This is a genomic window from Pseudomonas sp. RT6P73 (assembly GCF_054897715.1).
The window spans coordinates 5,009,723-5,022,905 of the sequence record NZ_JBUBUV010000002.1 but is presented as its reverse complement, the minus strand read 5'-3'; the positions used below and the strand labels follow the sequence as shown (position 1 = coordinate 5,022,905).

At 58.8% G+C, this 13,183-nt stretch carries 11 protein-coding genes; 6 read left to right on the top strand and 5 right to left on the bottom strand.

Translation table 11 applies throughout. The annotated features are described in order from the left end of the window. The first annotated feature begins 37 nt into the window (after positions 1-37). A complete protein-coding gene (locus ACYZT6_RS23340; protein WP_462028805.1) occupies positions 38-2,524 on the top strand; it encodes a circularly permuted type 2 ATP-grasp protein in 2,487 nt (828 codons plus the stop codon). Further along, a complete protein-coding gene (locus ACYZT6_RS23335; protein ID WP_462028804.1) occupies positions 2,524-3,414 on the top strand; it encodes a transglutaminase family protein in 891 nt (296 codons plus the stop codon). The genes ACYZT6_RS23340 and ACYZT6_RS23335 overlap by 1 nt, the downstream gene beginning before the upstream one ends. Before the next feature lie 236 nt (positions 3,415-3,650). Here the strand turns inward: ACYZT6_RS23335 and ACYZT6_RS23330 are convergent, their stop codons facing one another. Then, positions 3,651-3,839, bottom strand: coding sequence for a hypothetical protein (locus ACYZT6_RS23330; RefSeq protein WP_007947526.1), 189 nt, complete (start codon positions 3,837-3,839; stop codon positions 3,651-3,653). A gap of 68 nt (positions 3,840-3,907) precedes the next feature. Further along, positions 3,908-4,495 (bottom strand): LOG family protein, encoded by a 588-nt coding sequence (locus tag ACYZT6_RS23325; protein ID WP_253435602.1) that lies wholly within the window; start codon positions 4,493-4,495, stop codon positions 3,908-3,910. 343 nt (positions 4,496-4,838) lie between these two features. Between ACYZT6_RS23325 and azu the strand changes: the two genes are divergently transcribed. Together azu and ACYZT6_RS23315 are read left to right on the top strand one after the other, a co-directional pair. Then, positions 4,839-5,285 carry an azurin gene (azu, locus tag ACYZT6_RS23320; RefSeq protein WP_461978961.1) on the top strand — a complete coding sequence of 149 codons (447 nt, stop codon included), beginning with the start codon at positions 4,839-4,841 and terminating at the stop codon, positions 5,283-5,285. 239 nt (positions 5,286-5,524) lie between these two features. Next, complete coding sequence (locus ACYZT6_RS23315; RefSeq protein WP_462028803.1) at positions 5,525-6,709, top strand: hypothetical protein; 1,185 nt, start codon at positions 5,525-5,527, stop codon at positions 6,707-6,709. Positions 6,710-6,791: 82 nt separating this feature from the next. Here ACYZT6_RS23315 and nadE read toward each other — a convergent pair whose 3' ends face one another. From nadE to ACYZT6_RS23300, 3 genes are all read right to left on the bottom strand, one after another. After that, on the bottom strand, positions 6,792-7,619 hold the full coding sequence (nadE, locus tag ACYZT6_RS23310; protein ID WP_462028802.1) for an ammonia-dependent NAD(+) synthetase: 828 nt from the start codon (positions 7,617-7,619) through the stop codon (positions 6,792-6,794). A gap of 4 nt (positions 7,620-7,623) precedes the next feature. Continuing rightward, on the bottom strand, positions 7,624-8,859 hold the full coding sequence (gene pncB / locus ACYZT6_RS23305; RefSeq protein WP_462028801.1) for a nicotinate phosphoribosyltransferase: 1,236 nt from the start codon (positions 8,857-8,859) through the stop codon (positions 7,624-7,626). A 235-nt stretch (positions 8,860-9,094) separates the two neighbouring features. Then, positions 9,095-10,000, bottom strand: coding sequence for a LysR family transcriptional regulator (locus ACYZT6_RS23300; protein WP_438660606.1), 906 nt, complete (start codon positions 9,998-10,000; stop codon positions 9,095-9,097). A gap of 175 nt (positions 10,001-10,175) precedes the next feature. Here ACYZT6_RS23300 and amaB point away from each other — a divergent pair, with 175 nt between their 5' ends. Both amaB and amaA read left to right on the top strand, forming a co-directional pair. Further along, the gene (amaB, locus tag ACYZT6_RS23295) at positions 10,176-11,666 is read left to right on the top strand and encodes an L-piperidine-6-carboxylate dehydrogenase (protein WP_462028800.1); all 1,491 of its coding nucleotides are present in this window, start codon (positions 10,176-10,178) and stop codon (positions 11,664-11,666) included. A 161-nt stretch (positions 11,667-11,827) separates the two neighbouring features. Then, a complete protein-coding gene (gene amaA / locus ACYZT6_RS23290) occupies positions 11,828-13,111 on the top strand; it encodes an L-pipecolate oxidase (protein WP_462028799.1) in 1,284 nt (427 codons plus the stop codon). Positions 13,112-13,183 lie beyond the last annotated feature (72 nt).

Here is a 13,183-nt window from a genome sequence, read left to right as displayed (position 1 = left end):
ATAGTCTGACCGTTCTTTGCTGTCTGCCGAGCTTTCCATGCCTGACCTGCTTGACCGCTACCCGCTGACGGCGGGCACTTATCACGAACTGCTCGACGACAGCGGCGCCGTGCGCCCGCACTGGCGCCGGTTGTTCGACCAATTGCAACGCAGCACGCCAGCGCAATTGGTGCAGCGTCAGGCACTGTTGACCCGGCAGATCCAGGAAAACGGCGTGACCTACAACGTCTACGCCGACCCCAAGGGGGCCGATCGGCCGTGGGAACTCGACCTGCTGCCGCATGTGATTGCCGCGGATGAGTGGCAGCAGTTATCGGCCGGGATCGCCCAGCGGGCCCGGCTGTTGAACGCCGTGCTGGCTGACCTTTACGGCCCGCAGCGCTTGATTTCCGAAGGGCTGTTGCCGGCTGAACTGGTGTTCGGTCACAACAATTTCCTCTGGCCCTGTCAGGGCATTTCGCCGCCGGACGGGGCCTTTCTGCATTTGTATGCCGTCGATCTGGCGCGTACGCCAGACGGTCGCTGGTGGGTGACGGCGGATCGGACTCAAGCGCCATCCGGTGCCGGTTATGCGCTGGAAAACCGCACCATCGTGTCCCGGGCCTTCCCCGAGTTGTACCGCGACCTGAAGGTGCAGCACCTGGCCGGATTCTTCCGCACGCTTCAGGAAACCCTCGCCCGTCAGGCGCCAAGTGATGAGGACGTACCGCTGATCGTGCTGCTGACGCCGGGGCGTTTCAACGAAAGCTATTTCGAACATTTGTACTTGGCGCGCCAGCTCGGTTATCCACTGGTGGAAGGCGGCGACCTCACGGTGCGCGATGCCACGGTGTACCTGAAAACCCTCAGTGGCCTGCGTCGGGTTCACGCGATCATGCGTCGGCTCGACGATGACTTTTGTGATCCGCTGGAGCTGCGGACCGATTCGGCCCTCGGCGTGCCGGGCTTGCTCGAAGCCGTGCGGCAGGGGCGGGTGCTGGTGGCCAACGCCCTCGGCAGCGGTGTGCTGGAATCGCCGGGGCTGCTGGGCTTTCTGCCGAAGATCAATCAATTCCTGTTCGGTGAAGAACTGATCCTTCCGTCCATAGCGACGTGGTGGTGTGGCGAAGCGCCGGTGCTGGCCCAGGCGCTGGAGAAACTGCCCGAGTTGCTGATCAAACCAGCCTTCCCGTCGCAAAGCTTCGCCCCCGTGTTTGGCCGCGATCTGAGTGAAAAACAGCGCCAGGTCCTGGCTGAACGCATGCAGGCACGGCCATACACCTATGTCGCGCAAGAATTGGCGCAATTGTCCCAGGCGCCGATCTGGCAGGCCGAGGACGGTCAGTTGCAACCGCGAGCCATCGGTATGCGTGTGTATGCGGTGGCCAGTCGCGACGGCTATCGAGTGCTGCCAGGCGGCTTGACCCGGGTTGCCGCCGAAGCGGATGCCGAAGTGGTGTCGATGCAGCGCGGCGGTGCGAGCAAGGACACTTGGGTATTGGGGGATCGTCCTCCCAGCGGCGAGCAATGGAAAACCCAGCGCACGATCGGTGTGCATGACCTGGTTCGACGAGATCCATACCTGCCGTCGCGAGTGGTGGAAAACCTGTTCTGGTTTGGCCGCTATTGCGAGCGGTGTGATGACAGCGCGCGACTGCTGCGGATCATGCTGGCGCGCTATGTCGATGGCGATGATCCGCAGGCCCTGGAAGCGGCGGTTGATCTGGGGGAACGCCTGAATCTGTTGCCAGACGAAGGCGAGTTGCCCGAGCGACTGTTGGCCGCGCTACTGGGCGATGATTGGCCCTTCAGTCTGCGCTCCAACCTGCAGCGTTTGCAGTGGGCTGCCTCGCAAGTACGCGGCAAGCTTTCGCGGGAAAACTGGCAGGCGCTGGTGGAATTGCAACGCGAAGCCATGGAGCTGGAGACCGAAGAGCCGGATTTCGGCGAGTTGATGGATTTCCTCAACCGGTTGGTGATGTCCCTGGCGGCGCTGTCCGGTTTTGCCTTGGACGACATGACCCGGGATGAAGGCTGGCGTTTTCTGATGATTGGCCGGCGGATCGAGCGACTGCAATTTCTCAGCGCCAGCCTGGCGGCGTTTCTGCGCGGTGCTGGTGCCTTCGATCAGGCCGGGCTGGAGTGGTTGCTGGAGTTGGGCAACAGCAGCATCACCTACCGTTCGCGGTATCTGGCGGTGGCGCAGTTGATTCCGGTACTCGATCTTTTGCTGCTCGACGAGCAAAACCCTCACGCAGTGCTGTTCCAGTTGAAACTGGTGACCCGCACACTGAAACGCTTGAACGACGATTTTGGTGCGCCTCGCGAAGCGGGTCTGCCGCAACTGGTGGAGCGCTTGGCGCGCTTCGATCTGGGGTGTCTGGAGAATTCGCTGTTTGGCGAAGTCAGCGTTCGTGCCGCCATCAACGGTCTGGCCGATTTGCTGCAAGAGATCGCCGATGCCAGCGGGCAAGTGTCGGATCGTCTGGCCTTGCGCCATTTCGCCCATGTCGATGATGTCAGCCAGCGCACGGTGTCCGTCTGATGAGCGCCCATTACCAGATTCTCCACGACACCCATTATCACTACGACAGCCCGGTGTCCCTGGCCCAGCAACTCGCGCACTTGTGGCCACGGGCCTGTGCCTGGCAGCGCTGCACTGAGCAGCAATTGCAGATCAGCCCCGAACCGACCTCGCGCCGCGATGAGCTGGATGTGTTTGGCAATCCGCTCACTAGGTTGGCGTTTGAGCGGCCGCACGATGAATTGCTGGTCAATGCGCGGCTCACTGTCGAGGTGCTGGCCCGGCCAACGCTGGATTTCAATCAATCCCCCGCGTGGGAAGAAACCCGCAACGCGCTGACCTACAGCAGCCAGCCGCTTTCCCCTGAGTTGCTGGAAGCGTGCCGTTACCGGTTCGAATCGCCCTACGTGCATTTGAAACGCAACTTTGTCGAGTTTTCTGAAAGCTGTTTTCCATCGGGGCGGCCGTTGTTGCTGGGCGTCCAGGCATTGATGGAGAAGATTTTCAGCGAGTTCACTTTCGATGCCGAGGCCACCCAGGTGGCGACGCCGCTGGTGGAGGTGCTGGAACGTCGGCGCGGGGTTTGTCAGGACTTCGCTCACCTGATGCTCGCTTGCGTGCGCTCCCGTGGACTGGCGGCGCGTTATATCAGCGGCTACCTGCTGACCCAGCCACCACCCGGCCAGCCGCGACTGATCGGCGCCGATGCCTCGCATGCCTGGGTTTCAGTGTTTTGCCCGGTGCTGGGGTGGGTCGATTTCGATCCGACCAACAATGTGCAACCGGCGCTGGAACACATCACCCTGGCCTGGGGCCGGGATTTCTCCGATGTTTCGCCGTTGCGTGGGGTGATTCTGGGGGGCGGTAGCCACGACCCTGAAGTCCGCGTCACCGTGATGCCACTGGACTAACAAACATCCACTGTAGGAGCGAGCCTGCTCGCGAAAGCGGTCTGTCAGTCGACATCAATGTTGAATGGCACACCGCAATCGTCGGAACGCCGCCCGGAGCAGGCTCGCTCCCACAGGGAAATGTGCAGTTCTTTCGGGATGGGTATTTCAGAGGGGACTGTGAGGGTCAGCAACGTCGCTGCTGACCCTGGACACAGATCCGGTGGGCCTGATCAGATCATCGGGCCCTGAGGGTCTCAGGCGTCGGGCGCCTGATCTTTCGGTGCTTCGGTTTCGTCTGTAGCCACTTCGCCTTCGGCATCCGGGTTCAGTGCTGCTGCTTCTTCTTCAGCTGTAGCTTTCTTGCGCTGAAGCTTTTCCTCTTTCTTCTGCTCCTTGGCCAAGTCTCTCTGACGTTTGGCGAAGGAATAATTAGGTTTAGCCATGGGCGATCCTCTGGGGTCGAAGGTGAGGTTGAGCGGCGCATATTCTGCCCTGTATCGGTGCCGAGCCGTTAGCTGGGTTTTTGCTCTGTCCATTTGGGCACCACTGTCGGCTGCCAAGCGTCCAGGGCATCGATCAGGGTTTGCGGCGATTCGCTCACTTGCAGCATGTCACGGTGCGCTTCGCGAACGAAGCCTTCGCCGACGATATGATCAAGAAAACCGGTCAATTTGCTGTAGAAACCGTTCACTTCCAGCAGACCGAGCGGTTTGCCGTGGTAGCCGAGCTGGCCCCAGGTCCAGACTTCGAACAGTTCTTCCAGGGTGCCCAGGCCGCCGGGCAGCGCGATGAATGCGTCGCTGAGCTCGGCCATCCGCGCCTTGCGCGCATGCATGCCGTCGACCACTTCCAGGCGTGTCAGGCCGCTGTGGCCGATTTCCTTGTCTTTGAGGCTTTGCGGGATGATCCCGATCACTTCGCCGCCGGCCGCCAGTGCCGCATCCGCGACGATGCCCATCAGCCCGACGGCGCCGCCGCCATAGACCAGGGTCAGCTTACGCTCGGCCAGCGCTCGCCCCAGGGCGACAGCCGCTTCACGATAAGCCGGGTTGGTGCCGGTACTGGCACCGCAAAATACACAAACGGACGCTAAAGACATGCCTTACTCCATGGTCAGGATGGCCACAGAGTAAAGGCAGGCGCGCGGCGCTCCAAGGTCTAAACTTCGCGTTCAGGTGTTTCAAAGGTGCCGCTGGCGCCACAGGCATAAGCGGCGAGCAAACTGCGTAACAGGCTATTAAAGGACATGACAGGCGCTCCAGATGAGGGATGACGCCCTGATGATAGGGCCGGGCCAGACGTGTGGCTGGTAGATTGTTTCGATAGGTGTCATAGCCCGAAAGTTGTATACAATTTTTGATTCAGGTCATAGGAACTTGCGAAGTTTTCAGGCAGTCTTCTGTCCATTCGCACTTTTGTTAACCCTGCCTTGGAGATTCACCATGTTTGCCAAACTTGTTGCGGTATCCCTGCTGACACTGGCCAGCAGCCAACTGATGGCTGCCGAATGCAAGGTCACTGTCGACTCCACCGATCAAATGTCCTTCAATACCAAGGCCATCGAAATCGACAAAAGCTGCAAGACGTTCACCGTTGAACTGACTCACTCCGGCAGCTTGCCGAAAAACGTCATGGGCCATAACTGGGTGCTGAGCAAAGAAGCTGACATGCAGCCGATCGCCACCGCGGGCCTGGCCGCTGGCATCGACAAGCAATACTTGCCGGAAGGTGATGCTCGCGTCATCGCCCACACCAAAATCATTGGTGCCAAGGAAACCGACTCGGTGACCTTCGACGTGTCGAAGCTCGATGCCAACGAGAAATACGGCTTCTTCTGCTCGTTCCCTGGCCACATCTCGATGATGAAAGGCACTGTGACGCTGAAGTAACGCTTTCGGCATCAACGAAAAACGCCGCTGCGAGGCTCCTCGCAGCGGCGTTTTTTGTCTGGGCAAAACCTTTCTTGTCATTCGTTCTTCCAACACCTTCTCTCCCAGGTGAGTGAACCGTTGGTCGGCTAACGCCCTCTACCTGTTATTTCTGACAGTAGACGGCAGTTGGGGCGGGATGTCTGATGGACTCGATGTCGCACATTGGCGTGCGATGCCTGAGGAAAAAAGGAGTTTTCATGAATGATTTAACCCTCAATTTCCAGAATAAAAAGGCAGATCTGCAGCTTCCCGGCCGACAGCGTCCACGCTTCGCCCCTGTTATCAGTTCCGTAAGAACCTCGTCAGGTGTAACCGTTCAAAATGGCGGCGGTACCACCGAGACTTCTTTGAGTCTCGTAGGCGTGGGGCCAATCAACACAAAGGTGCAAATTTTTGACGGCTCCGTTTTGTTGCAAGCCGTCAATGCTGACGGTACAGGTCACTGGAGCGCTCTGCTACAAGATCTGCAAGTTGGTACCCATGCATTCTCGGCAGTCAGTGTCGATAATCAACACTCGCCGCTGTGGATCGTTCACGTAGAAGCAGCAATCAGGCCCGAAATCGGTCACGTAACAGATTCAAAGCATCAAATGATCGAAGACGGAGGAATCACTACCGATAGGTCTTTGCGTCTTTACGGGAAGGCTGACCCTAAAAATAAAATTGTGGAGCTGTTTGACCTTGGCTGCATGAAAGCTTACGCAGTCTTGAACGAAAACGGTGATTGGGAAGTTCAACTTGATGATGTGGAGTATGGCCACCACGCGTATCAAATGGTGACGCCTGACGGTCAAGTGTCTGGTATATGGACAGTAATCGTAAATGCCACTGTCATTGAGTCCGTCAGCGATTCCAAGGGCAATATCCCGCACTTCGGCTCAACCACCGAGACATCACTGTCTTTCGTCGGAAGTGCCAAGGGAGATCAAAAGTTAAGCTTGTACGATAGCGGTGAACTGAAGGCGACCGTCAACGTGGTTAATAATCACTGGAGTGCACGGCTTGACGGATTGAGCGTCGGCCCCCACGAGTTCGAAGCAATTTCCGAAGATGAAAGTCGGTCGAAATCACGAGTCATTTTCGTGATAGCGGAGACCCCCAGCATTGTTTCTGTAAAAGATTCCGCGGGGAAGCCGTTGGGTAATGGCGATAGCACGAGCGAGTCCAGTGTGACGCTGGATGGGCATGCGGCTCCAAATGAAGAGGGGCGGCTTGTTGACTACAACGGAACGCTTCAGCACTTTGTGACTAATCAGTACGGCCATTGGAGTGTTCAAGTAGAAGGCCTAGCGGTGGCTGTTCATACATTCAGAGTGGTCATGACCGGTGGTTTAACGTCTACTCCATGGATTGTCCGGGTTATCGAACCGACAAAGAAATAGGCCTAACTATTTTTAAAGCTCGCTAAAGAAAAAGCGCGCTGAAGATAAACTCTTCAGCGCGCTTTCTTGTTTCATTCAGAGCTCAGGGCGCAAACGGCATCACCCGCTTGTGATGCGTCTTCTTATACGTATCACAAATAATCTTGAACGCTTCCTCCCGCACCGACTCACCATGCAGGAACGCGTCGATCTCGGCGTAGGTCACGCCGTGGGACGCTTCGTCCGGTTTGCCTGGCGACAGGTCTTCAAGGTCGGCCGTGGGGATTTTTTCCACTAGCGATTCCGGTGCGCCGAAACTGCGGGCGATGTCTCGAACCTGATTCTTCACCAGGCCGCTCAACGGGGCCAGGTCGCAGGCGCCATCACCGAACTTGGTGAAGAAGCCCATCACCGCTTCCGCCGCATGGTCGGTACCGATCACCAGGCCCTGTGCGGCGCCAGCGATGGTGTATTGGGCGACCATGCGCATCCGCGCCTTGGTGTTGCCGAGCACGAAATCCACCGAGACCGCGTGCTTGCCTTCGAAGGCCGCCACTTCATTGGCCAGGGATTTCACTGCCGGGCCGATGTTCACGGTATGACGTTCGTCCGGGGCGATGAAATCCACTGAGGCCTGAGCGTCGTGTTCATCGAACTGGGTTTCGTACGGCAGACGCACGGCGATGAACTTGTAGGATTTGTCACTGGTTTGCTCACGCAGTTCACGCATGGCGCGCTGTGCCAGCAGGCCGGCGGTCAGGGAATCGACGCCGCCGCTGATGCCGAGTACCAGGGTCTTGAGCCCGGAATTGACCAGGCAATCCTGAATGAAGCTGATGCGCCGGGCGACTTCGGCCTCGAGGGCGGCATGGTCGGCGAACGGCGGTTGAACGTTGAGCTGCTCAGCAATCTCACGCTGTACGGCTTGCATGAATTCACTCCTTGCTAGTGGTGCCAGATGTGCTGGAAAGGGCGGCAGGTACTTTGAAAACGTGTCGCAAATAGGCGACGAAATTCGGGTCTTTGCAGTGAGTCTTGCCAGGCTCATCGGAAATCTTTGCTACGGGCTGACCGTTGCAGGCCGCCATTTTAAGCACGATGCTCATCGGTTCGACACCCGGAATATCGCACGTCAGGTTAGTCCCGATACCGAAACTGACATTGATCCGACCGCGCAACGCCCGGAATATTTCCAGGGACTTGGGCAGTGTCAGGCTGTCGGAGAACACCAGCGTCTTGCTCATCGGGTCGATGCCGAGCTTGTGGTAGTGAGCAATGGCCTTTTCCGCCCAGATCACCGGGTCGCCGGAATCGTGGCGCAAACCGTCAAACAGCTTGGCGAAATACAGGTCGAAATCGTTGAGGAAGGCGTCGGTGGTGATGCAGTCGGTGAGGGCGATCCCCAGCAGGCCGCGGTACTCGCGGACCCAGCAATCGAGTGCGGCGATCTGGCTGTCGATCAGCCTCGGGCCGAGTTGCTGGTGCGCCATGATCCATTCGTGGGCCATGGTGCCCAAAGGCTTCATGTCCAGCTCCCGTGACAGATGCACGTTGCTGGTGCCGACGAAACGCCCGGGGAAATCATGCTTGAGCACGTTCACCACTTCTTCCTGTACACGGTACGAGAAGCGACGGCGCGTGCCGAAATCGGCTACCTGCAATTCGGATAATTCGTCCGCACTGGCGTTGGCGGTGAGCCAGTCGAACTTGCGGTAGAGCTGCTCGCGGGCCTGTTCCAGAACTATTTCGCGATAGCGATAGCGGTTGCGCACTTCGCTGACGATGGACAGCAGCGGCACTTCAAACAGGATCACATGCAGCCATGGCCCTCGCAGACGTATGAACAGCTCGCCGTTTTCAATGCCGGTGTGGACGTAGCGCAGGTTGAAGCGGAACAGTCCGAGAAAACGCAGGAAGTCCGGCTTCATGAAGCTGATGCGCTCCATGAAACTCAACTGGTCGGCGCTCAGGCTCAGCTCGGCCAGGCGCTCGATCTGGAAACGGATCTCCGCCAGGTATGGGCGCAAATCCTCACTGTCACGGCAACGAAACTCCCATTCGACGTCCACGTTCGGGTAGTTGTGCAGCACTGCCTGCATCATCGTCAGTTTGTAGAAGTCAGTGTCGAGCAGGTTCTGCACGATGCGATCGCCAAACACGCTCTCGCTCATATAGGGGGTCTCCAGGCTGGCCGCGGCCCGTGGCGGCGACGTTTCAGCTGATCAATGAATGGGGCTAGTGGCGCATATCAGAGGCAGTTATTGCCAGTGATTTTTTAGACGGTGCATATCCTTGTGGCGAGGGAGCTTGCTCCCGCTGGTGTGCGAAGCGCCCCCAATACAGGACTGCTGCGCAGCCCAACGGGAGCAAGCTCCCTCGCCACAAGGATTAGCCGGGGCTTCAAATCTACGGTGCATCCGGGCTATCAATCTGCTCCAGCATCCATTTCACAAAATCCCGCACCTTGGGCACTTCCGCCGAATGTTCGGGATACGCCAGGTAATAGGCATCGGTGCTGGGCATCGCGTGCTGCCAGGGTATGACCAGTTTGCCGTCGGCCAATTCCTCTTCCACCAGGAAGCGCGGCAACAATGCCACGCCGCAGCCGACCTGGGCTGCGCGGATGCACATGTAAAAGGTTTCGAAGCGCGGGCCGTGGTAGCTGTGTTCGGTGTGGTAACCCTGACTGTCGAACCAGTCGTGCCAGGCCTGGGGCCGTGAGGCGTTTTGCAGCAGGACGAGGTCGGTGAGTTGCGTAGGATCGGTGAATGGCGTGTCCGGCAGGCTGCCGGGGGCGCAAACCGGTACCAGCTCTTCGCCGAACAGCTTCAGGCATTCGGTGCCGGGCCGCGAGCCTTGGCCGAAGTAGAACGCCAGGTCGCTGCGACCTTGCAGCAAGTCATCGGCTTCCTGCTCGCTGCACAGGTCCAGATGGATCGAGGGATGGCGCAGGCGCCAACCTTTCAAGCGTGGCACCAGCCAGCGCGCGCCAAAGGTCGGCGGCGTTGAAACCCGCAAGACTTCGGTCTCGCCGCCGTAGGAACGCAGGTAGTGGGTCGACATCTCGACCTGCGTGAGGATTTTTCGTACCTCCACCAGGTACAAATCACCGGCCGGGGTCATTTGCAGGCGTCGGCGCACCCGGCGAAACAGCAGGTGCTGCAACAACTCTTCAAGTTGCGCGACCTGTTTGCTGACGGCGCTCTGGGTCAGGTTCAGCTCTTCGGCGGCCCGGGTGAAGCTCAAATGCCGGGTGACGGCCTCGAAACACTGCAGTGCAGTGATCGACGGCAGGTAGCGTTTATTCAGCATGGACGGTCCTTTTTCTTGTTTCTTTTACTGCCAGCAATTCAAAGCATGAATAAACGGAATGATATCTCTCTTAAAGGTCGTTTGTTGGGTAACCTCCGGGGAGCTAAAACTACAGGTCTGATCAGTCGTGAATATCCGGCTGCACGTTTTCTGTTTTTTGCTTGAGGAGTGACCCATGGTTGCCGCATTGCTTGATCGTCTTGGTGTGAACCCGGCCCTGTACCAGAACGGCAAAGTGCCGGTGCATTCGCCGATCGATGGCAGCCAGATTGCCACCGTGAACTGGGAAGGCGCCGCTGAAGTCGAGCAGCACATCAGTCGTGCAGATCATGCGTTCGAATTGTGGCGCAAGGTCCCGGCCCCGCGCCGTGGCGAACTGGTGCGCCAACTGGGCGACATCCTGCGCGAATACAAGGCTGATCTCGGCGAACTGGTTTCCTGGGAAGCCGGCAAGATCACTCAGGAAGGCCTGGGTGAAGTTCAGGAAATGATCGACATCTGCGATTTCGCCGTCGGCCTGTCCCGTCAGCTGTACGGTTTGACCATCGCTTCCGAGCGTCCTGGCCACCACATGCGTGAAACCTGGCACCCGCTGGGCGTCGTCGGTGTGATCAGTGCGTTCAACTTCCCGGTGGCGGTCTGGGCCTGGAATACCGCGCTGGCGCTGGTCTGTGGCAACCCGGTGATCTGGAAACCGTCCGAGAAAACCCCGCTGACCGCACTGGCCTGCCAGGCACTGTTTGACCGCGTTTTGAAGAACTTCAGCGACGCACCTCCACACCTGAGCCAAGTGATCATTGGCGGCCGCGATGCCGGTGAAGCTCTGGTCGATGACCCGCGTGTCGCGCTGATCAGTGCCACCGGCAGCACCCGCATGGGCCGTGAAGTGGCGCCGAAAATCGCCGCACGTTTTGCCCGCAGCATTCTGGAACTGGGCGGTAACAACGCCATGATCCTCGCCCCAAGCGCCGACCTTGACATGGCCGTTCGCGCCATCCTGTTCAGCGCCGTCGGCACCGCCGGCCAGCGTTGCACCACCCTGCGTCGTCTGATCGCCCATGAATCGGTGAAGGAAGAAGTCGTCACCCGCCTCAAGGCTGCCTACTCCAAGGTCCGCATTGGCAATCCGCTCGAGGGCAACCTGATTGGGCCGCTGATCGACAAACACAGCTTCGAAAACATGCAGGACGCACTGGAACAAGCCTTGAGCGAAGGCGGCCGGGTGTTCGGCGGCAAGCGTCAGCTGGAAGACAAATTCCCGAATGCCTACTACGTTTCGCCGGCCATCGTTGAAATGCCGGAGCAAAGCGATGTGGTCTGCAACGAAACTTTCGCGCCGATCCTCTACGTAGTCGGTTACAAGGACTTCGACGAAGCCCTGCGCTTGAACAACTCGGTGCCACAAGGCCTGTCCTCATGCATCTTCACCACCGACGTGCGTGAAGCCGAGCAGTTCATGTCGGCGGTGGGCAGCGACTGCGGCATCGCCAACGTCAACATCGGCCCGAGCGGCGCGGAAATCGGCGGCGCGTTTGGCGGTGAGAAAGAAACCGGCGGTGGTCGTGAATCGGGCTCCGATGCATGGCGCGGCTACATGCGTCGTCAGACCAACACCGTGAACTATTCGCTGGAGTTGCCGTTGGCTCAGGGCATCACCTTTGACTGAGTAAATCTTATGAACCCATGAAGATCACTGTGGGAGCGGGCTTGCCCGCGATAGCAATCTGTCAGTCAATTTAGATGTTGAATGTGCTGACGCTATCGCGGGCAAGCCCGCTCCCACAGGAATGGTGTGTGGATTGGTTAGGTTTCTGTTGGAGTCTGGCAATGCCGTTACGCGAAGAGTGTCTGTGGGAAAAACTGACGCCGCAAAGGCCTGACAATGCCGCGCTCAAGGGCGAAGTATCGGTCGACGTTTGCGTCATCGGCGCCGGCTTCACCGGTCTGTCGGCGGCGGTGCATTTGCTGGAAAAAGGTAAAACGGTCTGCGTGCTGGAAGCCCATCGCGCCGGTCACGGCGGTTCGGGGCGCAACGTCGGGCTGGTCAACGCCGGGATGTGGATTCCACCGGACGAGATCGAAGCCGGGTTCGGTCAAGCGGTCGGCAGTCAGCTAAATCGCATGCTGGGTGCAGCGCCATCCCTGGTGTTCAGCCTGGTCGACAAATACAACATCGATTGCCAGTTGCGCCGCGAAGGCACGCTGCACATGGCGCACAACGCCCGTGGCGAAGCCGATCTGCGCAGTCGTGAAGAACAATGGAAACGTCGTGGCGCGCCGGTCGAGCTGCTGACCGGACAAGCCTGCGAGCAAGCGACGGGCACCAAAAAGATCGCTGCCGCGTTGCTCGACAAGCGTGCTGGCACAATCAACCCGATGGCTTACACCACGGGGTTGGCCAACGCGGCCATCAGCCTCGGCGGTCAGCTGTTCGATCATTCTCCGGTCACCCGACTCGAACGTCAGGGCCAACGCTGGTCGGTACAAACCGCTCAGGGTTCGGTGCTCGCCGAGCAAGTGGTCATCGCCTCCAACGCGTACACCGAAGGTGACTGGACCGAGCTGCGGCGCAATTTCTTTCCCGGTTATTACTATCAGGTGGCTTCGGTCCCACTGACTGAAGACGCCGCTCAGCAAATTCTGCCCGGCGGCCAGGGTTCCTGGGACACTCGCCAGGTACTCAGCAGTATCCGTCGCGATAAAGACGGTCGCTTGTTACTTGGCAGTCTCGGCAATGGCAATCAGAAACCGGCCTGGTTCCTCAAGGCCTGGGCTGATCGGGTTCAGCAGCACTATTTCCCTTACCTCAAACCCGTGGAATGGGAATGCACCTGGACCGGTTGCATTGCGTTTACCCCCGACCACTTGATGCGATTATTCGAACCGGCGCCCGGTTTAGTGGCAGTCACCGGTTATAACGGCCGGGGCGTGACGACAGGGACGGTGGTCGGCAAAGCCTTCGCCGATTATCTGTGTAACGGAAATCCTCAGGCACTGCCGATCCCGTTCGCCCCCATGCAGCCACTGGCGGGGGTGGGTTTGCGCAGTTGTCTGTACGAGGCCGGGTTCTCGCTGTATCACGCAGGCCAGTGCTTGCGGATCGTTATTTGATTGTTGAAATTTGTTGCTGGAAGCGGCGCTTTTTCGCGCAGCGACTAGCCTGTAAAAGGTGCGGGTTGTAGC

What these genes read in the sequence shown, in the direction of transcription:
- ACYZT6_RS23340 (WP_462028805.1), top strand. Translation starts at nt 38, where the DNA reads ATGCCTGACCTGCTTGACCGCTACCCGCTGACGGCGGGCACTTATCAC.
- ACYZT6_RS23335 (WP_462028804.1), top strand. Translation starts at nt 2,524, where the DNA reads ATGAGCGCCCATTACCAGATTCTCCACGACACCCATTATCACTACGAC.
- ACYZT6_RS23330 (WP_007947526.1), bottom strand. Translation starts at nt 3,839, where the DNA reads ATGGCTAAACCTAATTATTCCTTCGCCAAACGTCAGAGAGACTTGGCC.
- ACYZT6_RS23325 (WP_253435602.1), bottom strand. Translation starts at nt 4,495, where the DNA reads ATGTCTTTAGCGTCCGTTTGTGTATTTTGCGGTGCCAGTACCGGCACC.
- azu (WP_461978961.1), top strand. Translation starts at nt 4,839, where the DNA reads ATGTTTGCCAAACTTGTTGCGGTATCCCTGCTGACACTGGCCAGCAGC.
- ACYZT6_RS23315 (WP_462028803.1), top strand. Translation starts at nt 5,525, where the DNA reads ATGAATGATTTAACCCTCAATTTCCAGAATAAAAAGGCAGATCTGCAG.
- nadE (WP_462028802.1), bottom strand. Translation starts at nt 7,619, where the DNA reads ATGCAAGCCGTACAGCGTGAGATTGCTGAGCAGCTCAACGTTCAACCG.
- pncB (WP_462028801.1), bottom strand. Translation starts at nt 8,859, where the DNA reads ATGAGCGAGAGCGTGTTTGGCGATCGCATCGTGCAGAACCTGCTCGAC.
- ACYZT6_RS23300 (WP_438660606.1), bottom strand. Translation starts at nt 10,000, where the DNA reads ATGCTGAATAAACGCTACCTGCCGTCGATCACTGCACTGCAGTGTTTC.
- amaB (WP_462028800.1), top strand. Translation starts at nt 10,176, where the DNA reads ATGGTTGCCGCATTGCTTGATCGTCTTGGTGTGAACCCGGCCCTGTAC.
- amaA (WP_462028799.1), top strand. Translation starts at nt 11,828, where the DNA reads ATGCCGTTACGCGAAGAGTGTCTGTGGGAAAAACTGACGCCGCAAAGG.